Genomic DNA, 24,489 nt, shown 5'->3' with positions numbered 1-24,489 from the left:
AAGAATCTACCTAGTTTTTTGCAGAAGAATCTGTACTGTCTGTCTGCGCGAAAATTGCCTCGTAAACCTTGCTCCACTCTGCTTTTGCATCATCCTTTTCCTCATCTGCTGACCGGTCAACGATCATCGGAACATCCAGAAGAACAAATTTTTCTGCCAGCTCTTCGTATCTCTTCTGCTGATCTTCTACCGACATTTTCTTCTCATTCTTTTCATCCGGAAGAATTTTATTGGAAAGGATTGCAAGATCACACTTACTCTTCATCAGTTTTTTATTTTCCGGTTTCTTATAGGTTCCTGCATAAATGATCTTCTTAGCTTTCATTGCTTTTGCAATGCCTTCTACCTTACAGTTCTTCTGTTTTACCCCTACTGATGTAATCTGGTCTGTTGCATTCAGCTTATCCAGGATTTCCAGTACTTCCTCTGAACCTACATATGCAGACTTCTTTGGCTTCTGGATCACGATCATTTCTTTATCCAGACCTGCCGGAATTTCTGCGTCTTCCGGAACGATCAGATAACGGACGATCTTTGCTTTGTAAAGCGCAAGCTGTTCTTCCTGTGCCGGTGTCAGTCCGGAATCTGTATCTTCTTTTGTATCCTTTGTCTTGGTCTCTTTTGTATCCTCATCTTTTCTCTGATCGATTTCTAAAAGAGTGATTCCCTGATCATAATGATAGATCTTGAAGTACTTAGCATGCTCTACCTTTGTCTCAGACTGATAAGAAAGTCCCATGATTTCCGGCGCTTTCTCATCCAGTGTATCTGCACTTAAATTGGTCTCCCCACTTACTGTAGTTCCGTCTGCTTTTGCTGCAGCACTTAGGTAAATGAAAATCGAATAGCTGATTTCATGCGCTGTTGACATCTTGGTTGTCATACCAATGATCGTATTGTTCTTGTTCAGTTCTACCGGAATGACAAATGTAGACGTACTTCCGGTTGTTGTCGGATAATAGGTATTTCCATTCGCCTTTACATAGCCATAAGAACCACTGCTAAATACAATGGTAGCATATGCCTGACCGCCTGTCACGGTAATCTTGGTACAACTGATGCTGACCTTTCCGGTTCCACCTGACCAGGAAAATTTATCCGGTGTATAGACACCGTCTGCAAGTGTTGTTGCACTGTTTACACGGGCAGTTCCACCATTTAAATCTGCCTCATATTTGGATTCTTTGTCCGGGGTCTGGTTTGTGCCTGTGTTGCCGGAAGTGGTGCCAGTTCCAAAGTTGGTGTTCTGGCTGGTGCTATTTCCCTGGTTGGTGTTGCCATTATTGCCATTTGCAGGACCGTTACTGCCTGGTTTTTTTACACCTGTTGATGAAAATACTAATGTACGGTCATACCATTTATTATTTTTTTTCGAATGTGCAGCCACCGGAATTTCTGCATCCAGTGCATCTACCGGAATTATATAGGTATACTTACCATTCTCCTCAACAAACTTTACCCAGTTCGCTGAATCGGCAGCAGCTTTCGCACTGGTTCCTGCATACAAATAATCATAGCCAGTTCCACTAAGTGTAACCTTTGCAGTCATCTTTCCGTTCTTTGATGTAAGAACACAATCTGTAACTTTAAACATAGATGAGCTTGAAGTTACATTTGCCTTATAAGTTCCATCTTCCGCTTCTACAGCCTTAGTCATTCCAATTGTATTAAAAGTTAATGTACGGTCATACCATTTATTATTTTTTTTCGAATGTGCAGCTATCGCAATTCCTTTATCTACACTCGTTACCTTAACTCTATATACATACCGTCCAAGTGCATTCTCTTTATAACAACTCCACTCTTCCTGTTTTGCTTTTCCGGCTGCATCAGCTGTTCCGGCATATAAATAATCGTAACCTGTCCCATTAAGTGTAATATCTGCATACATTTCCCCATTAGCTGAAATAAGTTCACAACTTACTACACGGAACATAGGTGAACTAGAAGTAACCTCTTTTATTGCATACTTTCCACCAGGTAAGGTCTTATTAGTACTCTCATCTTCTTTCTGATTCTCGCCACTTTCGGTTCCCGGTTTGCTCTCTCCTGAATTGCCTCTCTGTTCAGGATTTTCTGTGTCGTCTTTTTTATTTTCTGCTGACGATGAGATATGAAGCGTGTAATCTCCGTCTGCTTTCCTACTCTCCCAGCCGTTCTCTTGGCTATGTGGTACAAAGGCAACATCCGTTCCATCTGCTGACAGTGGAAGTTCAAACGTAAATAAATACCCTTTGCCTGTTCCCGTTCCAACTATCGCCTTTTCTTCTTTCCGTTCAACTGTATCAGCTTTACTTCCAATATAAATTTTATTGTAAGTTTTACTCTCTGTTTCTATCGAAACTTTCAGGTGATCATTTTCTTTTACAACAGAAGACGGTCCAACCTTAAACATTGCAAAATCACTGATAATATTTTTCGCTTCCTGCGTCTTCACTTCCCCGGCATTTTCCGCCGTTTCTTCCGACTTAACCTTCTGCTCCTCTGCAGCTTTCTCTTCGCTCTTTCCGTCTTCGCCCGCTTCTTTCTTCTCTGCCTCAGTTACATTCCCTGTTGCCGCATTTTCTTCTGCTTTCGGCTCTTCCTGACTCTTCTGATTCTCGTCCGTTCCCTGTCCGGCAGTCGTTTCTTCTTCCTGTCCAGTCACTTCTTCAGCCGGCTGACCTGCTGCGTCTGCCGCACCGATTTTTCCGTCTGTTACTTCTACAGTCTGCTGACCTGATTCTGTATTTTCTACTCCTGCCACTGCACTGTCCTCAGCGTAAGCATAAGAAACCGGTGTAACCGACATTGCAATTGCCATGAAAAGTGCAAGAAACTGTTTTGAATTCCTCTTCATAATCCAACTCTTCCTCCTGATGTCCTGATCTTTTGTCGCTTGACAGCTCGATGATGTACATTCGCCAAATTCAGTTCCTCGTGCAAGCATAAATCTGCACTTGGCTCATCGTATGCAAAAAAATCTGCTTCCTTTTTCCTGAAAGCAGACTTCACCTACATCCTCTGCCACCGGAACTCTTTTCCGTATATATGGCAGCACAAAAATCTTGCTTTCATACTCAGTATGAAGCAAGATATCATTTCTTTGTGTATGTAAACGCGCTTTCATCGGAAGCAATTTACTCTCTTTCAGCAGGTCTCCTGGCTTATGGATCTTAACAAAGCTGCACCTTCTCACATTTTTATGCAATGGCTTGCCGCCGCTTTGCTCCTCATTTACAGTGACCGGATCGCTCAGGACTTTCACCTGATTCCCTTTTAAGCCGACCAGAAATTCTTCTGCCTAGCACTGAAAAAGTTTCTTTATTTATTCTTACTCACTATAACAGATATGTTTCTTCTTGACAAGAGTCATCTTTCCTGGTTTATTTCCCTATTTTTTCCAAACTCTCCATTAAAAATCCCGGAAGTTTTTGTTTCAAAATCGACACCTTAATGACTATATGTTTATCATAATTTCATGACCTACTTCATTTATATATAGAAAGCGAAGGGGATCGAAATGAGAAAAAAGTGCCAGTGAATGTATGGAAATACTCTGAAATAAGACAATGCAGCCACCAGATCGACGACTGCATTGTCTTATACTCTTTTTCGTACAATTTTATTTTTTCGCTGCCTCAAAATTACGATGAAGTAATTCGTGGGTCTTTCCTTTCAGAAGTTCATCATATAATGACAGGATCAGCGGATTCTCATTCGACTTCTTAATCTGCGTATTGATATCGGTATCATACAGGCCTTTGCTTCTGGCTATCCTGCTTCTCGGACCTGCCGGGACTGGCTGTCCGCCACCCATGATACATCCGCGCCTGCATGCCATAACCTCAACAAAGTCGTAATGTACCTCGCCCTTCTGGATCTTCTTCATCAGCGCATCTGCATTTCCAAGTCCACTGACAACAGCTGCATGGATAGTACGTCCGTTGTAATCAAACTCTACTTCTTTCAGTCCTTCTTCTCCACGAACTCCACTGAATTTGATCTTATCCATTTCCACACGGTTATGTCCTTCACGAAGGCGCCTGAGTACGGCTTCTGTCACACCACCGGTTACTCCGAAGATCACACCTGCACCAGATCCGATACCAAACGGCATATCGGATGCTTCGATCTCCAGATTTTCAAAGCGGATACCGGATTTCCGGATCATTGTAATCAGCTCTGTTGTAGTCAGTACATAATCAATATCCTGTTTTCCATTCGTGGAAGATTCCGGTCTTAAAATCTCTTCTTTCTTTGCAGTACACGGCATGATCGATACAGAAACGATTCTCTTTCCACCATTCTTTTCCGGATCCTTATAGTATTCACGGATCACAGCACCAAACATCTGCTGCGGTGAACGGCAGGTTGACAGATTTTTTGCCAGATCCGGATAACGGTTCTCACAGAATTTTACCCATGCCGGACAGCAGGATGTAAATAATGGGAGATTTTCTCCGGATGCAAGTCGTTCAAGAAGCTCTTCAGATTCCTCGATCACCGTAAGGTCTGCACCATAAGAAGTATCATAAACTTCATCAAATCCAAGGCGGTGCAACACATTGACGAGTTTTCCCATCACATTTTCCCCTCTTGGAAGGCCGAACTGATCGCCGACTGCGACCCGGACTGCCGGTGCGATCTGTGCGATCACCTTTGTATTCTTATCTGCAAGAAAATCCCAGATCACTTCGATATTGGTATTGATACTGATCGCACCTGTAGGACAGACAACCCTGCACTGTCCACAGTTTACGCAGTCTGTCTCTGCAATCTTTTTGTTAAATGCCGGTGTTACCAGAGCCTTTGTTCCCCGGTATGCAAAATCAATCGCATTAACAGACTGTACATTGTCGCACATACGGACACAGTCACCACAGAGAATACATTTATTCGGGTCACGCACGATTGACGGTGAACTGAAATCCAGTGGATACTGTTCTTTTGTATTTTCAAATCGGACGGTTGTGACGCCCATACGGTGTGCCAGCGCCTGAAGCTGACATTCTCCACTCTTGATACAGGTTGTACAGTCTCTGCAATGTGCAGCAAGTAAAAGCTCCAGAATCATCTTACGATATTTCATAAGACGCGGAGTATTCGTGTAAATGACCATCCCATCTCTTGGCGGTTCTGAACAGGATGCAAACGTCTTTCCTCTCTCATCTTCTACGGTACACAAACGACAGGCTCCATACACAGACAGTTCTGAATGGTAGCAGAGTGTCGGTATATCTATATCTGCATTACGGATGACAGAAAGTACATTCGGCTCATCTGTAAACTCTACCTTCCTTCCATCTATTGTCATATATCCCATGACTCATTCCTCCTATTTCTCGATATGAATTGCTTTAAACGGACACTGTTCCATGCAGGCTCCGCACTTGATACATTTCTCCTGATTGATATGATAAGGAGATTTCAGCACGCCTTCAATTGCACCTGCCGGACAGTTTCTTGCACACTTCGAGCAGCCCTTGCATATCTCCGGATCGATCTGGAATTTACGCAGATTTGAACAGACACCTGTCCGGCAGCGTTTCTCGTTGATATGTTCCAGATATTCCTCTTCAAATGCATTCATGGTACTGATAACCGGTTTCGGTGCGCTCTTTCCAAGTCCGCAAAGCGCCGTACTCTCAATCATATCTGCCAGTTCACGAAGCTCGTCCATATCGGATGGTTTTCCGTTTCCTGCTACAATACGCTCCAGGATTTCAAGCATTCTCTTTGTACCTTCACGGCAAGGAACACATTTTCCACAGCTTTCTCTCTGTGTAAAACTCATGAAGAATCTGGCAACCTCTACCATACAGGTATCCTCGTCCATGATAACCAGACCGCCCGAACCGATCATTGCCCCGATCTTCGCCAGTGAATCAAAGTCCATCTTACTGTCCAGCTGATCCTCGGTCAGACATCCACCGGACGGACCACCGATCTGTACTGCTTTGAATTTCTTGTCATTCTGGATTCCACCGCCGATGTCATAAATAACTTCGCGCAATGTAATTCCCATTGGTACTTCGATCAGTCCTGTATTTCTTACATTACCGGTCAGTGCAAATGCTTTCGTTCCGGGACTCTCTGGTGTACCGATTCCTTTGAACCAGTCTGCACCATTTGTTACGATCATTGGAACATTGGCATAGGTTTCTACATTATTAAGAACAGTTGGTCTTGCCCATAATCCCTGCTCTACTGTACGTGGCGGTTTTACTCTCGGCATTCCACGTTTTCCTTCAATGGATGCCGTCAGTGCGCTGCCTTCTCCACAGACGAATGCACCTGCACCACGGTTGATATGTAAATGGAAACTGAAATTGGTTCCAAGAATGTTGTCTCCTAAAAGTCCGATTGCCTCTGCCTGGCTGATCGCTGTCTTCAGTCTTTCAATCGCAAGCGGATATTCTGCACGTACATAGATATAGCCTTCCTGTGCCTGTACTGCATATGCTGCGATCATCATGCCCTCGATCATACGGTGCGGATCACCTTCCATGATACTTCGATCCATAAATGCACCCGGATCACCTTCATCACCATTGCAGACCACATAGCGGATCTTTTCTTTCTGGGAAGCAACCTGCTGCCACTTTCTGCCGGTGCGGAATCCAGCACCTCCACGTCCACGCAGATTCGAATCATAGATTGTCTGGATCACTGCTTCCGGTGTCATCTCAAAGAGTGCCTTTTCGATTCCAGCATAAGCACCGACTGCAAGTGCACCCCCAATATGCTCTGCGTCGATATGTCCGCAATTCTTCAGTACCAGTCTGGTCTGCTTTGCGTAGAACGGAATCTCTTCCTGTGACGGATAGGTCACTCCATCCATCTTGTAGAGAAGTCGCTCTACCGGTCTGCCGCCCAGGATTGTTTTGTTATAAATCTCTTCGCAGTCTTCCAGTTTTACTTTAATATATAAATAATTATATGGCTCAATTCTTACCAGAGGTCCCATCTCGCAGAAGCCATGACATCCACTCTTCATAACCTTTGTATGTGCGATTTCTTCCCCGATCTTTACTTCTACCCCTGTATGATCTTTTGTCAGTTCTTTTAACTTTTCATAAATCTTGCCTGATCCACTTGCCAGACATCCGGTTCCCCCGCAAACCAGTACTCTGCAGTCAGCCGATTGTTTTTTCTGACATTCAATACGATATTCCTTCAGTTCCGTTCTGTTTTCAATTTTCATTTTCTTCACCTCTCAGTTCTTCAAGAAGTTTGATTACCTTCTCCGGTGACATCTTCGGATGTACTTCATCATTAACTGTGATCGCAGGTGCAAGTCCACAGGCTCCAAGACAGGATACAGTCTCTACTGTAAAAAGCATATCGTCTGATGTATGCTTGTGCTCATTTAACCCCAGCTCTTTATACAGCGCTTCCAGGATAGGAATGGATTTACGCACATGACAGGCTGTTCCGTCACAGACCTTGATCACATACTTTCCTTTCGGTTCAAATGAAAAATTCTCATAAAAGCTTGCCACACTGTACGCTTTTGCCTCTGTAATCCCGATCTGTTTTGCTACATAGGTAAGCAGTTCCGGTGGAAGATAACGGTATTCCTCCTGAATATCCTGAATGATCGGTATCAATGAGCGTTCCTCCCTTGTATGCATGGCAATGATCTCATCCGTTTTCTGATAATAAGATGCATCTAACATTCCATTTCCTCCTTCGTCATATTGTACATTTCCTTCTTATTATTCTATTATTTTTATGACATTATAACATATATCTATAGTTTTCGTTTATACGTTTCATATATGATAGCTATATATTTTCCAATATATAATAATACAAGAATCAAAAGTATTAGTATTTATGAATAGACGGATAAATGTGTACCCAGCTCATCAAATACACAAAAAGAGCAGAATGGATATATCTTGGTCCGATATATCATTCTGCTCTCATTTACATCATTTCACGGATTGTTTCTTTTAAATGCCCAATAAATTCTCTTTCGTACAATTTTTTCTGATAACCCTTTTTGTAGATCAGCACATCCCGGATCATCTGTCTGGAAAATCCGGCATGCTTCTGCACCAGATTGTAGTTTTTCCTTAATTTTTCCGGTACTGGCGATACCCACATATAACTGTTTTTTACTTCCCGCAAAATATCAAACTGGCTTCCCCTTTCAAAAATATAAATTTTATTATGTGGATAAAGCGACTCTCCATTCTCACTCAGCTCGGTGTATTCTCCGGTCGGAAGTTTCCAGTCCCCATGCAGGATTTCCACACCATCTTCCAGTTCTTCTCTTATCTTTAACTCCCTCTTTGCAAGATCTCCATCCGCAGAAGTTAAGATCACATACGGAAGCTCTGCCAGAAGTTCTGCATCCAGCCCTTTCAGATCAAGAAGCGACTGAAAATAAGGTTCATTCTCGCACAGATACCGGATGATTCCCATGGAATACCCGTTCTGCAACACATTTTCAATGGCATGCATAGAACTGCTTTCCTGAAATTCTGCTTTGATCGCCGTTTCCTTGCTCTGCATTCCGATAAACTCTGCAAATGCACTGGAAATGTAACTTGCCCTCGGAACAGTAATCTTAAATGAGAGATTTTCTTTCCCCAGATCACTGCAGTCCCTTTTCATTTCCTCTATTTCGTAAATGATCCTTTTGGCATACTCCAGAAATTTCTGTCCTTCTCTTGTCGCCTTAACTCCCTTTGACGACCGCTCAAAGATAGAAATTCCAAATTCCCGCTCCAGATGCTTGATCGCTTTACTAAGATTTGGCTGCGCCACATAAAGTTCCTTCGCCGCCTTTGAGATTGATCCACTCTTATCGATTTCAACTACATAATGCAAATCTGTCAGATTCATCTTCCCCATCTGCCTTTCTGATCTCTGACTTTATCTCCCCATAACTATTTTCTGAACTTTTATTACAGATTCTTTTCCAGCCATTTACAGACTTCTGAAAATGTTCTCCCTGTTTCTTTTGGTCTTCCTACCGCAACAAGAACTGCCCCTGTTTCCTTTGCTGCCTGTACCTTTTCTCCAAAGCCTCCGGCTTTTCCCGATTCTTTGGTCACAAAATATTTTGCGCCTGTCTGATGGATCGTAGCCACGTTCATCTCCTTTGAAAATGGTCCCTGCATTGCAATGAGATGCTTTCCTTCAAAGCCAAGCGCGACCGACTCCATAACCGCCTGCTCCGTAGAGAGGACTCGCGCAAAGCAGCGCTCTTTATACTCCGTAAGCTTTGTATATTTTATCAGTTCCTTGCTTCCGGTGGTAATCAGGATCTTTCCTTCTGTATTTTGCAGATATTCCACCGCATCTTCAACCGACTGCGCCCAGATCACCCGATCCGCTTCATCCGGCACTGCTTCCATCTTCTCCCGCAGGCAACGCAGATACTGCACACCGGAGATTTCGCAGGCTCTCCTTATCTCCCCAGTCACAAGCTGTGCGAATGGATGGGTTGCATCGATCACCAGATCGATCTGCTTTTCCTTTATCATCTCTGTCATCTGCTTCTGATCCATACGCCCAAAAAAGACTTCCGCATTCTCATGCTCTCCGGTACATTCTTTTCCATATTCGGTTGCGGCACTGACATAAACTTTTACATTTCTTCCATCCAGAAATTCCGTAATCCGCCTTCCCTCTGTTGTCCCTGAAAATATTAAAATCCGCTTCATATTCTGATCCTTACCTTCTTTTCTGCCACTGCTATTGTCACCCGATTCATGCACTGCTTCGGCATCAGAAGCCTGCCATCCTCTCCGGCTGCAAGGATCGCCGCCCGCTCACATACATTGTCCACACCCGTGACCTTCCTGACAAACTCCGAATGGGAGCTGACACATTTAACCTTTCCCAACTCTTCTGCTGAAAACGTGTAAAATGGAAGCTTCCACTTTGCCGCATAAGAAAGTAATCCCTCCTCTTCTTTTTTCAGATCAATACTGTCGATCTCAATGACTTCCTTTTCTGTAAATCCAAGGATCTTTTTTGCCTCATTGACCGCGCTTTGGATTTCTTCTTCGGAAATCCCTTTGCGACATCCGATTCCCAGCACCAAGTTCTTCGGCGGAAGATCCAGAATCGTCTCTTCTTCCCGCCTTTCACCACTTCTTCCTGCAATCCGGATTCCATATGGATAGTTTCTGAGAAACTCTTCTGTTTCACATAGCTTTAATTCCTCCGGAAACTTTCCTTCTATTGGAAATACACTGTAAAGTCCAATCTTATTCCCATCCAGAACCACAGCTGAGATCTCCTTTGCTTTTTTCCGGTCTGTCAGTACCAGACCATTGCTTTTTGCAAATACATCTACTGCAAACTTTTGTTCTACATCCGTTGCTGTAGTAAGTACTGCCTGCGCATTTATTTTCTCCGCAATTTCCTTTGCAAGCTCTACAGCTCCGCCCACATGTCCCGACAGGAGCGGAATCACATAGCTTCCTTTTTCATCCATCACCAGAACCGGCGAATCGGTAAATTTGTCTTTCACATGAGGGGCGATCATCCGCACTGCGATTCCTGCCGCCCCGATAAAAAACAAAGCCTTCTCTCCCCAGAGGCTGCCTATCCAGCTTTTCTTATCTTCCGGAAAAGCATGAAATCCGTATAATCTGCAAAACCGTGTCAAAGTATACACTTTGACACGGTATCCGCTTTGTATGAAATTCTCTCTGACTTTACAGGCCATCTGACAGCCTGCATCTGTAAAACTCAAGATTACAATTTCCATAAACTTTAGTATTTCTCCATCTGCTCCACGTTCAGTACAAAAATCGTACTTCCGCCTACCTGCACATTGATCGGAACGGACGGTGCTGCGCTCATGCTGCTCTGCCCTGAGATCAATGCCGGGTTTGCATAAGTGATCGTCTTTCTTTCGCCAGAATTCTTCTTGATGATCTTCAGTGCCTCTGCTACCTTCTCATCATCCACTACAACCATGATCGTGGTGCTCTTTTTCTTCAGAAATCCACCGGTTGTAGCCAGCTTTGTTACCATGTATCCGGCAATATTCAGTTCCTCTATCGTCTCCAGTTCATCATCCTTATGCAGGATTGCCATAATCATCTTCATACAAAAACCCTCCTGTCTTATCTGGCTTTTGATGCCAGATTCCTTTTTCTTTTATTTTACCGCATTTACCTGGAAAGGTAAACGAAAATGTTGCATTTTAAAAGATTAGTTGAAATCCAAAACGAACTTTAACTTTGTGCATTACCTGTTACAATAATCTTCTTCAATCCTGCCATCCAGTATCCGGATCACCCGATGTGCCTGACTGGCAATCTCTTCATCATGTGTGATGATAATAACCGTTCTGCCTGACCTGTGCAGTTCTTTCAGGATTTCCATGATCTCCTGTGTTGATTTCGTATCCAGATTGCCGGTCGGTTCATCGGCAAGAATGATCGGCGGTTTTGCGGCAACCGCTCTTGCCACCGCAACTCTCTGCTGCTGTCCTCCGGACATTTCATTCGGCTTATGCTTCATCCGGTCTTCCAGACCGACACTTTTCAGGGCTTCCATCGCAAGTTGCTTTCTCTCATTTTTTGACACCCCGCGGTATACCAGCGGAAGCTCTACGTTTCCAACTGCATCCAGATTACTGATCAGGTTGAATCCCTGGAAAATGAAACCGATCTCTTTATTCCGCACATCTGCAAGCTGATTATCTGTCATACTCGCCACATCCTGCCCGTCCAGAACATACTTGCCGGAAGTCGGTGTATCCAGACAGCCGAGCATATTCATCAGCGTTGATTTTCCCGAGCCTGAATGTCCCACAATCGCAACCAGGTCTCCTTTTTCGATATCCAGATCGATCCCGTCAAGTGCACGGACTTCATTCTCACCCGGATTGTAGATTTTCTTCATATTTTCTATATGAATCAATGCCCCCATAAATGTTCTCCTTTTCTTTTCGCTCTACTTTACGTTCCTGTTTTCAATATACCTTATTTTGAATCCAATCACAATGCTATCCTCCTGGCATCATGAATTCTTAAGAATTTCCATTGAAAACATCTTTAAATTTCCTTCTTTATAAAAAATATCAATTATACATCTCGTTTAAAAACGCTTATGATAAAACTATCATTTATAAAAAAGGAGATCTGAAAATGACCAATTTAAAATTACCGGAAGATTTTGAAACCTATCCGGAAGCAAGAAAGAATGCTTTTCTGAAAATGAAAGAGCTGAAGGAGTCCGGGCGCAGAATTGTCGGAGTTTTCTGTACCTACACCCCATGGGAACTGATTGAAGCTGCAGACGCAGCTGCAGTTGTACTTTGCGGAATCGGAGATGACAATATCCCGATTGCAGAGACCAGACTGCCACAGAACCTTTGTCCTCTGATCAAGGCAAGCTACGGTGCCGCCCTCGCTGACCGCTGTCCATTCTTCTATTTTTCAGACATGGTACTCGCAGAGACAACCTGCGATGGAAAAAAGAAAATGTATGAACTGATGTCCGAGCTTAAGCACTGCCATATTATGCAGCTTCCGCCAGGAAAAACAGGCCGCGGTGCGCTGGAATTCTGGAAACAGGAGGTAATCAGCGTCAAAGAAGATCTGGAGGATTTCTATCACATAAGGATCACAGATGAGCAGATCCGCAAAGCAATCCATCTTCGCAACCGGGAACGCAAGGCCGTCCTTGACTTCTTTGAGATTGGACGCTTAAAACCGACTCCGATTACCGGTTATGAGATCAACACGGTTATTTCCTCGAACGAATTCACGGTTGATCTGGAAGAAAAAATCAAATACCTGGAACACCGTACCGCTGAGCTTAAAGAGCTTTATGAAAAGGAATATAAAGGCAAACCATCCCGTCCGAGAGTTCTCATTACCGGATGTCCGACCACCGGCGTGATCGACAAAATTGTACGCCAGATTGAAGAACTCGGAGCAGATGTTGTCGGCTTTGAGAACTGTTGCGGTCCACGTGAGAAAAAAGATCCGATTGATGAGACAAAGGATCCAATCACTGCAATCGCCGAAAAATATCTTCGTGTAAACTGTTCGGTCATGAGTCCGAACCCGGGACGTCTCGAGGCGCTTGATGCCCAGATTGATGAATATCAGGTAGATGGTGTCGTTGAGGTCCTTCTGCAGGCATGTCATACCTTTGCCATTGAGTCCGATGCGATCCGCACCTTTGTCACCAAAGAAAAAGGACTTCCGTATATTGCAATCAATACAGACTATTCTTCTGGTGACCAGGCACAGATCAATACAAGACTCGGGGCATTTATCGAAATGCTCGGTTAAAAGAAAATCCGGTGATCTTTCCTTCGATCACCGGACTTCTTTTTTCTCTTTTTGGCAGAATCATTTAAGCTTCTTCTTTCCCTTCAACAAGGCTGTTCAGCTTCTTGTTAGCCAAGAAGATAAGTGCTGTAAATACTAACATAATGACTGTGATTCCAACAAATACAGGGAACACATCAAATTTTTCAATAAATGCCTGTACAAACGGGCTTAACTTGTTTGCGCCAAATGTAGAAATTGCGATAACCCCCATCAAAAGTGAGAGATATTTCTTCGGCGCATACTTACTTACAAATGCATTACGCAGCGGTGAGAAACACATCTCTCCGATTGTAATAACCGTTACAAACAGGAATGGCCAGAAAACGCTTGCTTTTACAGAAGCATCTACGCCAACTCCGCGAACCAGTTCACAAACAACCATTACTCCAAACGCAAGTCCTACAAAAAGGAAGCCAAGTGCTACTTTCTTAAACATATTCATATCGCCCTGCGGACGCTCGGCAAGTTTCTTCCAGATGGCTGCCATCACACCACCAAGAACGACACACAAAAGTCCGTTCCATGTAGTAGTAACCCATGACGGCGGAATGTCAAAAGAGCCAATACTCATCTTCACATAATCGGTCATATAAATGACAAGCGCAAGATCCTGCTGATAGTAGAACAGCCAGAAGATAACAGAGAGTGCCGATACAAGAATGATCGCTATCATACGGTTTCTTTCCAATTTTGTAAGCGGCTGCTTGTCGTTCTTCCCATCTTCTTTCTTTTCGTTAGACCCGATCACATTTCCATTCTCATCCGTAAGATACTTGAATGGTTTCACACCCTGTCCCTGAAGGTTTTTCCAGTTCAGCACAAACCATGCCAGACCAACGATGCACCAGATCGATGCCACAAAGAAGCACTGACGGAATCCAAGCACATCGCCTTTTTTAAATAAGTGGAGATACAAAAATCCGGTAAGCAGTGAACCTACGAAAGCCCCAACATTTACATAAGAATACTGAATGGAAAATGCAGCATCCAGAAGCTCTTTGTTCTGATATTGTCTTCCGATCAGAGCGTTTAAGTTTCCTTTGAAAAGACCGGTTCCAATCGATACAAGAATGATCATCAGATTGACCATTCCCGGACCTGTTGCCTTCCAGCCTACCAGATATCCGATTGCCATGATAATATATCCCAGAGAGATCGCATATCTCGCTCCCAGCCATCTGTCAGAGATAATTCCTCCGATCAGCGGTGCCATATAGGTGTACGCTGTCAGATTCGCTGCCATGACTGCCGCATCTGTTCGCTCAATACCAAGACCACCCTGTAAAGTTGCAGTGATCAGGAATAGAAGCAAGATTGGCTTTGCTCCGTAAAATGCCAGGCGTTCAAACATAAATGTGATACAACAGGCATAAAAGCCTTTTGGATGTTTTTCATTAGTCTGTGCTTTTCCCATTACTTTTTATTTCCTTTCTGTTTTGGCGACTGTCGACAATCGTCATCCTTCATAAGTAATATAGCATAACTTCACCACTTTTTCAATACAGCTCATGTCTTACACTCTTTTTTTGTTATAATTCAACAAAACACAGCAAAAAAAGATGTGGAATATTACTATCCACATCTCTTCATTATTAATATTTATCCATTTACTACTATCTAAAGACTGTAACCTCTCTCTGTATCCTAGACAAGAAAATCAAATGAAAATCCGGAATCCTCTTCCGACAATCCCTGCTCTTTCAAAAGCCTTCGGATCGTTCTCATGTAATGTTCGGAAAGAACGTGACAGATTTTCTCCTTGTTCTTTTCCCTGCAGGCATCCACCAGTTCTTTATGAATCGGATACTGTCTTTCTAACACACGCTTTTTATCCGTGCTCAGGCTGAAGCCCGTAACAATATTTCCATAATTCAGCTCTTTCCATGCTTTATAGAGCCTTGTCATACCAGTCATCTCTACAAGCAGTCCATGCATCTGGTTATCATAGACAAAAACCTGGTCAAACTGCTCTTCATCCAGTTTTTTCATTTTTTCCAGCACTTCTTCCATCCGGCAAATGGTATCCTCTGGAACGTTTCCTCCCATCAGCTTCACTGCCATGGTTTCGTAATTCGCCCGCATAAGGTAAATTTCAAATGATTCTTCCAGTGTAATTTCTTTTACAGAGCATCCTGCATTTCTTACATATTCTATAAGTCCTTCATTTTCCAGCTGTCTAAGTGCCTCACGAATCGGAGCCCTGCTTGTCTTAAATTCCTTTGCCAGATCCTGTTCCACAATCTTCTGTCCCGGCTCCAGCTCCTGGTAAATGATCCTCTTCCGGATAATATCTGCAATATTTTCTCTTAGTGTTCGATATATTAATTCTGCCATTCCTTTTACCCAACCTTGTTACTCATTCTCTGCCATTTCGGTGCTCTGACACCATAATTATTATAACAGGACAGTTTCTTTCCTGTCTATAAAAAAATTAGAATGCACTCTGAATTTTATTTTTCTATCGTTCCTCGAAATACGCCTTCTTCCAGATTCGGAAAAACTTGCAGAGAGTTCTTCCGGAACTCTCTGCAAATACTTCTTTATGCAATTTCAAACAAACCATCGCCTGCTGCCTTGATATGACAGCTGTAAAATTCTTTGGATGCCTCGATCAGATAACCGGTATCCTTTACACCGGAAGTCTCATAAGCCGAATGCATTGCGAGCTGCGGAAGTCCGATATCCACGGTATTCATGGATACCTGCGCCATTGCAATATTTCCCAGTGTACTTCCACCTGCCGCATCCGAACGGTTGGCAAAAAACTGCACCGGTACACCTGCCTTTTCACAGATTGCCTTGAAAATCGCAATACTTACTGCATCACTGGTATATTTCTGACCGGCATGAGATTTGATCACGATTCCTTCGTTCATATAGTTACAGTTATTTACATCTGTCTTCTGCTGATAATTCGGGTGTACTGCATGTGCATTATCACAGCTCAGCATAAAACTTCCGGCAACTGCACGATAGAAATCTTCCTCATCCTTTCCCAGTGCCTTGTTGATCCGCCAAAGCACATCCGACAACAGTGTCGATGCTGCTCCCTGCTTGGTTCCTGATCCAACCTCTTCATTGTCAAAGCAGGCAAAAACATTGATATTCTTTGCATTTTCTCCTGCAAGGAAACCATTCAGCGACGCAAACGCACACTGCAGATCATCCAGCTGTGGACAGGATAAGAATTCATTCTCTCTTCCCCATACAGATGGCTCCATTCGGTTATACAGGAACAGATCCATACCATAAATCTTCTCTTCTTCTACGCCAATCTCTTCTGCGATCAGTTTTTTCATCTCACCCGGTTCTTTTGCCGATCCAGCAAAAACCGGAAGCATGTCTACCTGTTTGTTGATCGCACGGCCTTCATTGACTGCGCGGTCCATATGGATTGCAAGACTTGGAATCATCAGAAGATCTCTTTCTACCTTGACCAGTCTGGTCTCCATTCCACTGTCCGTCTTTACAATTACGCGCCCTGCTACCGATAACGGACGGTCAAACCAGGTAGAGCAGATCATTCCGCCATAGCCTTCTGTATTCAGAACCGTGTATTTTTTCTTCACCTCAATCTCTGCATTCTCTTTGATCTTAAAGGTCGGTGAGTCACTGTGGGACGCAGTTACATGAAAGCTGTACTCATCCAGTTGGTTTCCGACTTTAAATGCAAGAATGCTGGAATGGTTGCGGGTCACATAATATTTTCCGCCTTTTTCTATTTTCCATTTTTCCGATTCTTTCAGCTCCTGAAATCCTTCTTTTGTAAGAATATCCCGGATTGATTTTACTGCATGAAAAGCAGTCGGCGAGTTCTTTATAAATGATGTGAGTTCTTTAATTGTCTGGTTCTCCATAATGTTCCTCCTGGCATTTCAGCCCCTTTATTTTCCAGATTCTTTTGCACGTTCACACTCGGCAAGCTTCAGCATGATAATTCCAAGTGCAGTCAGCACTACCGGTGTGATCACATTCATTGCAAAGGTAAATGGATTTTTGTTATACATTCCCATTATACAACAGATCAGTGTCACAAAAAACACCATCCTCCAAAAAAGTATGCGATCTTCTGATTTTTCACAAAACGGTATTCTGCCGGAATCCGGTCAATACATTTCCTTTAATTCTACTAAATTCCCCTTTATTCTGCAAACTGTCTAATGATGTCTTTTACAATAAGGACTGCTTTATCCATTCCTTCTACCGTGATATGCTCAAATACGCCATGGAATGCATGTCCGCCCGTTCCAAGATTCGGACACGGAAGTCCTTTGAAGCTGAGTCTTGCACCGTCTGTTCCCCCACGGACCGGTGACACGATTGGTGTAATACCTGCATGCTCAATCGCTGCTTTTGCGTAATCGATCAGCTGCATGCACGGTTCAATCTTTTCGCGCATGTTGTAATAAGATTCTACAATTTCAACTTCCACTTTTCCTTCGCCGTACTTTTTATTCATCTCTTCTGCGATATCACGAAGTTTCTGTGCTCTTGCGTCAAAAGATCTGCGATCAAAATCACGGATAAAGTATTTCATCTTAGTCGTTGTCACATTTCCCTGCACGCTGACCAGATGATAGAATCCTTCATATCCTTCGGTTGTCTCCGGTCTTTCATTTACCGGAAGCATCTGGTGGATCTCGGTTGCAATGGTCTGTGAATTAACCATCACGTCTTTTGCTGATCCCGTATGTACGCTGACACCGTGAATGGTGATAAATGCAGTCGATGCATTGAAATTCTCGAACTGAATCTCGCCTTCCTCATCACCGTCCAAAGTGTAAGCATAGTCAGCACCAAAACCTTCCACATCAAAATGCTTTGCTCCTCTTGCAATCTCTTCATCCGGTGTAAATCCGATGCAGATCTTTCCATGCGGAAGTCCTTCTTTGATGATCTCTTCTGCCACGGTAAGAATCTCTGCGATTCCCGCCTTGTCATCTGCCCCAAGAAGTGTGGTTCCGTCAGTTGTGATCAGAGTTCTGCCCTTTAATTCTGCAAGGTACGGGAACTCATCTACTTTCAGAATATCTCCGGAACCTTTCAGGACAACGTCCTTCCCGTCATAATTCTCAATGATCTGTGGCTTTATATTTTCCCCTGATGCATCTGCCACAGTGTCCATATGCGCAACCAGACCAAGCGACGGCTTGTCTTCGCATCCAGGAGTTGCAGGGATGTGTCCATATACATATCCCTTGTCGTCCACTCTTGCATCTGCAATTCCAAGACCTTTCATCTCTTCTACAAGCATTCTTGCCAGTACCAGCTCTCTGTCTGCTGACGGGACAGTATCGCTTGTCTCATCACTGGTTGTCCATACCGGAACGTAGTTTAAAAATCTTTCGTAAGCTCTCATATTGTTAGGTTCTCCTTTGCTTTTCTTAGTTTCATTTTATTACATAAATTGTCGGATGTACATTGGCGAATGTCGACAATTTATGGGGTTTTATTTTGTTCAATATTTTTTAGGTCCTAGCTCTTCTTCGCAAAGATAAAAGTTTTCCACTTTTTCAGGTGTTGTATGTTTCCATTTGATAGTTTTTCGGTTCTACTTTTTCTTAATATTGTAGATTTTTCTACAGCATAAGTTCGTGGTAAACTTCGCCGTATAGGTTTTTCCATTTGGCGAGACCGTCTTCCAGGATCATGTAGCTGTGGGCGCTGTTTTCTTTTGGGATGGAAACGGAGCCTGGATTTAAGTAGAGGTTCTCGTTTCCGAATGGTTCCCAGGCCGGTACGTGGGTGTGACCGTGTAGGAGAATATCGCCTGGCTGCATTGGGATTGGGGTCATGACGTTATGATGGTGTCCATGGGTGGCGTAAATGATCCTGTTGCCGCACGGGATCACTGCATAATCTGCCATGATCGGAAAATCCAGTACCATCTGGTCTACCTCTGTGTCACAGTTTCCGCGTACACAGAATAATTTCTCTTTGACTTCATTTAACATTTTGATTACCTTTTTGGGTTCGTATTCCAGCGGAAGATCATTTCTTGGTCCATGATACAGGATGTCGCCCAGAAGTAACAGTCTGTCCGGACATTCTTTTTTCATCGCATCCAGCATTTCCAGACAATAATATGCGGATCCGTGAATATCTGATGCAATCATTAGTTTCATAACGTTCGTCTCCTTTTCTTCTATCTTTTTGGTAAATATTTCTGTTTCTGTAAATCTTTCATAATTATAAATAGGGGGATTGCGTAGCAATGGAAATGGAGCAATCTGGTATCATCATAAATATTCTGCCGTGACAGATTTCTCACTCATTTTCATCTCAGACGGTGTACCGGCAAACAGCAGTCTTCCTCCGGCATCTCCTCCTTCTGGTCCTAATTCTACCACATAATCAGCGGATTTGATAAATTCTATGTTATGTTCGATAACAAAAATGGAATTCCCTTCATCCACCATCTGGTTCAGAAGCTTTAACAGACTCCGGACATTCTTGATATGCAATCCGTTTGTCGGCTCATCAAGAATGAAAATACGGTCTTTACTTCCGAGATAGGAAGCAAACTTCATTCGCTGCAACTCTCCGCCGGATAAAGTAGAAAGTGCCTGATTCAGGTGCAGATAAGAAAGTCCTACTTTTTCCAGAGGCTCCAGCGCTTCGCTGATCTTTGTTCCCCTGAAGAATTCCCCTGCCTGTGCAACAGTCAAATCCATCACTTCCGCAATATTCTTTCCATCTACTTCGTATTGCAGAACTTCTTTTGAATACCGAAGTCCTTTACACACATCACAGGTCGTCTCGATGTCATCCATAAATGCCATATCCGATACGATCACTCCTTTTCCCTTACATGCCGGACACTTTCCTGCGCCGTTAAAAGAAAACAAAGATGCCTTCTGACCGCACCGCTTTGCAAATATTTTCCGGATTTCATCTGCGACTCCCAGATAGGTCGCCGGAGTGGATCTGAGACTTGCACCTGCAGCGCGCTGGCTTACAAACACCACATCCTCTCCCATACTGCGGTAAAAGCTTTCCATCAGAGAACTTTTTCCGGATCCGGCAACACCAGCGATCACAACCAGATTTCCTATTGGAAATTCGATGGTAATGTCCTTCAGATTGTGAAGATGGATATGCTCCATCCGCCATATTCCTTTCGCTTCCCTTGCCTTTGCTTTTAGAGAAGTAGTAAGCCGCATCTCTTCTCCGGTCGGCGTATCACTCTTTAAAAGTTCCTTATAACTGCCTTCAAATAAAACTCTTCCACCGGCCATTCCCGGTTCCGGACCCATTTCCACAATGTGATCGGCCATCTCGATCATTTTCCGGTGATGCTCCACCAGAACAACCGTATTTCCACCATCTCTCAATTTTTCCAGTGCACGGCGCATCCGCTCAATATCATGATTATGAAGCCCTGCACTCGGTTCATCCAGAATATACAACAAATCAGAAAGCGAGGAATTCAGGCATTTTGCAATCTTGCATCTCTGGATCTCTCCACCAGATAAAGTAGATAACCCTCTGTCCAGAGACAGATATCCCAGTCCGATATCTATAAGTGCAGACAGTTTGGTATGCAGTGTATCCTGAATATCTTTTGCAAGCGGATCTTCTATTTGATCAATCCACGCACGCAGCTCGGATAATGGAAGTTTTATTACATCAGCAATATTTTTCCCGTCAATTTTGCAGGACAACACCTTCTGATTCAATCTTGCCCCATTACACTCCGGACAAACTCCATGACTGGTGATCGGATCCAATAACTCCCTGTGAAGTTTTCCTTCTTCCGAATTTAGGACACTGCGATACATCCGATGCACAAGACCTTCGTATTTCGCAGTTTTCGGCCATCCTTCCGGTGGATTCTTAAGACGTATCTGCGGTGAATACAAAAACAGTTCCAATTCTTCTTCGGAATAGTCTTTAATCTTCTTATTCAGATCAAACAATCCACTGTTTGCATAGCGGATCCATCTCCACTGCCCCGGCTCAAATGCCACATAATGGATCACCCCGTCATCATTCAGACATTTATCAAAATCCACCAGCTTATGCACATCCAGATCTGTCACTTCTCCAAGTCCGTTACACCGCAGGCAGCATCCCTGTGGATGATTGAATGAAAAGCTGTCCGAATAACCGACAAAAGGCTGTCCCACTCTGGAAAATAAAAGCCTCAGAAGGGTATAGGTATCCGTATAAGTTCCAACCGTCGACCGCTGATTCGGCGACGGCTTTTTCTGATTGATTACAATTGCTGCCGGTAGATTCTCAATCCGTTCTACATGCGGTCTTCCGTATTTGAGAAGATATTGCTGCACAAAACTCGGGAAAGTATCATTTAATTCCCTGCGTGACTGCGCCGCAAGAGTATCCAGAACCAGCGAAGATTTCCCAGAACCTGATACTCCGGTAAATACTGTGATCTGATGCTTTGGTATCCGGATGGATACATTTTTCAGGTTATTCTCCGTCGCATGGTGAACAATAATCTCATTTGTTTCCATATATTTATATTCCTCTGTTTTACTCTTTCTACAGTAATTTCTGTATTTCTTATTGTATCTTTATCAAAAAAGAAAGTAAATAGCAAGTTTTGGTTGACTTTAGTATGGTAGATTGATAATATAGTGACGTGACATTTTTTGAAATTATATGAGGAGAGATTATTATGAAAAAAATAACAGCACTTGCACTTACTTCAGCAATGGTATTATCCCTTGCAGCATGCGGAGGTTCATCTTCCGATACAAAAACTTCAGATGATTCAAAAAAAGCATCCAAAAGCGATGTAGAATATGTTCAGGACAAAGGAACTCTTGTAGTCGGAATCACCGATTTTGAGCCAATGGATTACAAAAATGATAAGGATGAATGGATTGGTTTTGATGCCGACATGGCAAAAGCATTTGCAAAAAGCCTTGGCGTAGATGCCGAATTTGTCGAGATCGACTGGGACAATAAAGTCATGGAGCTGGATGGAAAAACCATCGACTGCGTATGGAATGGTATGACACTTACTGATGAAGTAACCAGCGCAATGGCATGCACCTCCGCTTACTGTAACAATGCGCAGGTAGTGGTTGTTCCTTCTGATAAAGCAGACAAATATCAGGACAAAGACAGTCTGAAGAATCTTTCTTTTGCAGTTGAATCCGGAAGTGCCGGAGAAGAAGCTGTAAACGGAGAAGGATATGACTACACTGCGGTTTCTTCACAGTCTGATGCCCTGATGGAAGTTGCAGCCGGAACCTCTGATGCAGCAGTCATCGACCTTCTGATGGCCGGTGCCATGGTCGGAAAAGGTACCGGATACGAAAATCTGACTCATACAGTTGAGCTTACTACCGAAAAATATGGTGTTGGATTCCGCAAAGGTTCCGACCTTGCAGATAAACTGAACGAATTCTTCAAGACAAGCTACAATGATGGTTCTATGAAGAAATGCGCTGAAACCTATGGGGTTCAGGATGCCCTCATTGAGCAGAAATAATATTTAAGGCAGGAACTTTTTATGAATCTGATTATGAAACAAATGCCGGTCGTAGTGTCCGCACTGAATGTCGGCTTTTTACAAACTTTAAAATTATTTATTGTGACGCTGGTCGGTGCCCTTCCTCTCGGACTGGTCATTGCCTTTGGCTCCATGTCTCATTTCAAGCCTCTTAGCTGGCTTGCGAGACTGATCGTCTGGGTGATCCGTGGTACCCCGCTGATGATCCAGCTTCTGATCATCTACTATTTCCCCGGGCTGGTCTTACATAACCCGATCTGGGGTGGTGGTGAAACAGGACGATTCCTTGCAGCAGCCGTATCTTTTATCATCAATTACGCCTGTTATTTTTCAGAAATCTACCGCGGTGGAATCCAGGGTGTTCCGGAAGGTCAGAAAGAAGCCGGTCTTGTACTTGGCATGACAAAGCATCAGATCTTTTTCAAGATCACACTCCTTCAGATGATCAAACGCATCGTACCACCGATGTCAAATGAGATCATCACCCTGGTAAAAGATACTTCCCTTGCACGTATTATCGCGCTGCAGGAGATCATCTGGGCAGGACAGGCATTTATGAAAGGCTCACATGGCATCTCCGGTGCCATCTGGCCGCTGTTCTTTACCGCTGTTTATTATCTTATTTTCAATGGTATCCTGACCGTTCTTCTCGGACGCCTTGAAAAGAAACTGGAATATTTCAGATAAGGAGAATTCATATTTATGCCAATCTTAGAAGTAGAACATATCAGTAAATCTTTTAATAAGACTCCTGTCTTAAAAGACGTTGGATTTAACCTGGAAAAAGGACAGGCTGTTTCCATCATCGGATCTTCCGGAAGTGGAAAGACAACGCTTCTCCGCTGCCTGAACTTTCTGGAACATCCGGATAACGGAATTATCCGGGTAAATGGCGAAACACTTTTTGATGCCTCTGTCCCGGCAACCACTCAGGAATCCGTGATCCGTAAAAAACGACTGCATTTTGGTCTGGTATTCCAGAACTTTAATCTGTTTCCGCAGTATACCGCTCTGGAAAATGTAATGCTTGCCAAAAAGCTTCTCGCCGCAGAGCAGCCGGATTTTAAAGAAAGAAAACGTGAAATTCTGACCGCCATCGAGGTACAGGCAAAGGTTCTTCTGACACAGATGGGGTTGGATAACCGGATGGACAATTATCCGCATCAGCTTTCCGGTGGACAATGCCAGCGAGTTGCTATTGCAAGGGCACTTGCCCTGCAACCGGACATCCTCTGTTTTGATGAGCCGACTTCTGCACTGGATCCGGAACTGACCGGAGAAGTATTAAAAGTTATCCGCGAGCTTGCCGACCAGAATACGACGATGATCATTGTAACCCATGAGATGGCATTTGCACGCGACGTTGCCGATCATGTGATCTTTATGGACGACGGACGCATCGTTGAACAGGGTGATCCGCGTCAGGTGTTTGAAAATCCAAGTAAAGAGAGAACAAAACAGTTTCTTTCGCGGTTTCATGAAGGATAAGCTGTTAGATGAAGAAGAGGACTTGTAAGGTTTTAGTCTTACAAGTCCTCTTGAAATTTTATCTATTACATTTTTCCATTTGTGGATAGCATTCTTTCGCAAACTTTTTGTTATCCCAATAGCATGGTTTTTGAGGTGTCTTATAAAGATCGCATTCACTACATCTGTTTATTGTCTTTTTGTCCTTTTCCTAACTTCACCTGCTTTCCCATT

20 protein-coding genes and 1 riboswitch are annotated in these 24,489 nt (G+C 43.5%); of the genes, 4 read left to right on the top strand and 16 right to left on the bottom strand.

Annotated features, from left to right (window positions below; all coding sequences use genetic code 11):
- Nucleotides 1-10: 10 nt before the first annotated feature.
- The 9 genes from AB5213_RS04150 to AB5213_RS04110 all read right to left on the bottom strand — a co-directional run bounded on the left by AB5213_RS04150 (nt 11) and on the right by AB5213_RS04110 (nt 11,889).
- The gene (locus AB5213_RS04150; protein WP_368276373.1) at nt 11-2,839 is read right to left on the bottom strand and encodes a hypothetical protein; all 2,829 of its coding nucleotides are present in this window, start codon (nt 2,837-2,839) and stop codon (nt 11-13) included.
- Between the two features lie 274 nt (nt 2,840-3,113).
- Nucleotides 3,114-3,309, bottom strand: a riboswitch (cobalamin riboswitch).
- Between the two features lie 295 nt (nt 3,310-3,604).
- The gene (locus tag AB5213_RS04145; RefSeq protein WP_022220741.1) at nt 3,605-5,305 is read right to left on the bottom strand and encodes a [FeFe] hydrogenase, group A; all 1,701 of its coding nucleotides are present in this window, start codon (nt 5,303-5,305) and stop codon (nt 3,605-3,607) included.
- A 12-nt stretch (nt 5,306-5,317) separates the two neighbouring features.
- Nucleotides 5,318-7,186, bottom strand: coding sequence for an NADH-ubiquinone oxidoreductase-F iron-sulfur binding region domain-containing protein (locus AB5213_RS04140; protein WP_368276372.1), 1,869 nt, complete (start codon nt 7,184-7,186; stop codon nt 5,318-5,320).
- Nucleotides 7,176-7,661, bottom strand: a complete 486-nt coding sequence (locus AB5213_RS04135) for an NAD(P)H-dependent oxidoreductase subunit E (protein WP_022220742.1) — start codon at nt 7,659-7,661, stop codon at nt 7,176-7,178. Before AB5213_RS04135 ends, AB5213_RS04140 begins: the two co-directional genes overlap by 11 nt.
- A 253-nt stretch (nt 7,662-7,914) precedes the next feature.
- Nucleotides 7,915-8,838 carry a LysR family transcriptional regulator gene (locus AB5213_RS04130; RefSeq protein ID WP_368276371.1) on the bottom strand — a complete coding sequence of 308 codons (924 nt, stop codon included), beginning with the start codon at nt 8,836-8,838 and terminating at the stop codon, nt 7,915-7,917.
- A 62-nt stretch (nt 8,839-8,900) separates the two neighbouring features.
- The gene (cobK, locus tag AB5213_RS04125; protein ID WP_055246534.1) at nt 8,901-9,662 is read right to left on the bottom strand and encodes a precorrin-6A reductase; all 762 of its coding nucleotides are present in this window, start codon (nt 9,660-9,662) and stop codon (nt 8,901-8,903) included.
- A complete protein-coding gene (locus AB5213_RS04120) occupies nt 9,659-10,717 on the bottom strand; it encodes a cobalt-precorrin 5A hydrolase (RefSeq protein ID WP_055261344.1) in 1,059 nt (352 codons plus the stop codon). The genes cobK and AB5213_RS04120 overlap by 4 nt, the downstream gene beginning before the upstream one ends.
- Nucleotides 10,718-10,722: 5 nt before the next feature.
- Nucleotides 10,723-11,061, bottom strand: coding sequence for a cyclic-di-AMP receptor (locus AB5213_RS04115; protein ID WP_008371815.1), 339 nt, complete (start codon nt 11,059-11,061; stop codon nt 10,723-10,725).
- Between the two features lie 141 nt (nt 11,062-11,202).
- Nucleotides 11,203-11,889, bottom strand: a complete 687-nt coding sequence (locus tag AB5213_RS04110; RefSeq protein ID WP_270202818.1) for an ABC transporter ATP-binding protein — start codon at nt 11,887-11,889, stop codon at nt 11,203-11,205.
- A 218-nt stretch (nt 11,890-12,107) separates the two neighbouring features.
- Between AB5213_RS04110 and AB5213_RS04105 the strand changes: the two genes are divergently transcribed.
- Nucleotides 12,108-13,262, top strand: coding sequence for a double-cubane-cluster-containing anaerobic reductase (locus tag AB5213_RS04105; protein WP_055246529.1), 1,155 nt, complete (start codon nt 12,108-12,110; stop codon nt 13,260-13,262).
- 64 nt (nt 13,263-13,326) lie between these two features.
- Here the strand turns inward: AB5213_RS04105 and AB5213_RS04100 are convergent, their stop codons facing one another.
- The 7 genes from AB5213_RS04100 to AB5213_RS04070 form a co-directional block, all read right to left on the bottom strand.
- Nucleotides 13,327-14,718: a peptide MFS transporter gene (locus AB5213_RS04100; RefSeq protein ID WP_055157953.1), complete on the bottom strand. Its 1,392-nt coding sequence runs from the start codon at nt 14,716-14,718 to the stop codon at nt 13,327-13,329.
- A gap of 230 nt (nt 14,719-14,948) precedes the next feature.
- On the bottom strand, nt 14,949-15,638 hold the full coding sequence (locus tag AB5213_RS04095) for a GntR family transcriptional regulator (RefSeq protein WP_008371822.1): 690 nt from the start codon (nt 15,636-15,638) through the stop codon (nt 14,949-14,951).
- 206 nt (nt 15,639-15,844) lie between these two features.
- Nucleotides 15,845-17,161: a M18 family aminopeptidase gene (locus AB5213_RS04090; RefSeq protein WP_008371823.1), complete on the bottom strand. Its 1,317-nt coding sequence runs from the start codon at nt 17,159-17,161 to the stop codon at nt 15,845-15,847.
- A 27-nt stretch (nt 17,162-17,188) separates the two neighbouring features.
- Complete coding sequence (locus AB5213_RS04085; protein ID WP_368276370.1) at nt 17,189-17,347, bottom strand: hypothetical protein; 159 nt, start codon at nt 17,345-17,347, stop codon at nt 17,189-17,191.
- A 98-nt stretch (nt 17,348-17,445) separates the two neighbouring features.
- Nucleotides 17,446-18,663 (bottom strand): peptidase T, encoded by a 1,218-nt coding sequence (pepT, locus tag AB5213_RS04080; protein ID WP_055157951.1) that lies wholly within the window; start codon nt 18,661-18,663, stop codon nt 17,446-17,448.
- 220 nt (nt 18,664-18,883) lie between these two features.
- Nucleotides 18,884-19,429: a phosphodiesterase gene (gene yfcE / locus AB5213_RS04075; protein ID WP_022220747.1), complete on the bottom strand. Its 546-nt coding sequence runs from the start codon at nt 19,427-19,429 to the stop codon at nt 18,884-18,886.
- A gap of 114 nt (nt 19,430-19,543) precedes the next feature.
- Complete coding sequence (locus AB5213_RS04070; protein ID WP_368276369.1) at nt 19,544-21,781, bottom strand: ATP-binding cassette domain-containing protein; 2,238 nt, start codon at nt 21,779-21,781, stop codon at nt 19,544-19,546.
- Nucleotides 21,782-21,945: 164 nt separating this feature from the next.
- Here AB5213_RS04070 and AB5213_RS04065 point away from each other — a divergent pair, with 164 nt between their 5' ends.
- Genes AB5213_RS04065 through AB5213_RS04055 form a run of 3 tightly spaced genes read left to right on the top strand, consistent with a single transcriptional unit; the run spans nt 21,946 to nt 24,276 of the window.
- A complete protein-coding gene (locus AB5213_RS04065) occupies nt 21,946-22,767 on the top strand; it encodes a transporter substrate-binding domain-containing protein (RefSeq protein WP_368276368.1) in 822 nt (273 codons plus the stop codon).
- Nucleotides 22,768-22,788: 21 nt separating this feature from the next.
- Nucleotides 22,789-23,475 carry an amino acid ABC transporter permease gene (locus tag AB5213_RS04060; RefSeq protein WP_008371833.1) on the top strand — a complete coding sequence of 229 codons (687 nt, stop codon included), beginning with the start codon at nt 22,789-22,791 and terminating at the stop codon, nt 23,473-23,475.
- 15 nt (nt 23,476-23,490) lie between these two features.
- Complete coding sequence (locus tag AB5213_RS04055) at nt 23,491-24,276, top strand: amino acid ABC transporter ATP-binding protein (protein WP_055261340.1); 786 nt, start codon at nt 23,491-23,493, stop codon at nt 24,274-24,276.
- Nucleotides 24,277-24,489: the final 213 nt, after the last annotated feature.

This window comes from Coprococcus sp. RTP21204st1_G4_RTP21204_210225 (assembly GCF_040915385.1).
In the GTDB taxonomy this organism is placed as follows: domain Bacteria; phylum Bacillota; class Clostridia; order Lachnospirales; family Lachnospiraceae; genus Allocoprococcus; species Allocoprococcus comes.
Note: the sequence above shows the minus strand (reverse complement) of the source record. Positions and strands in the feature narration are given on the sequence as shown.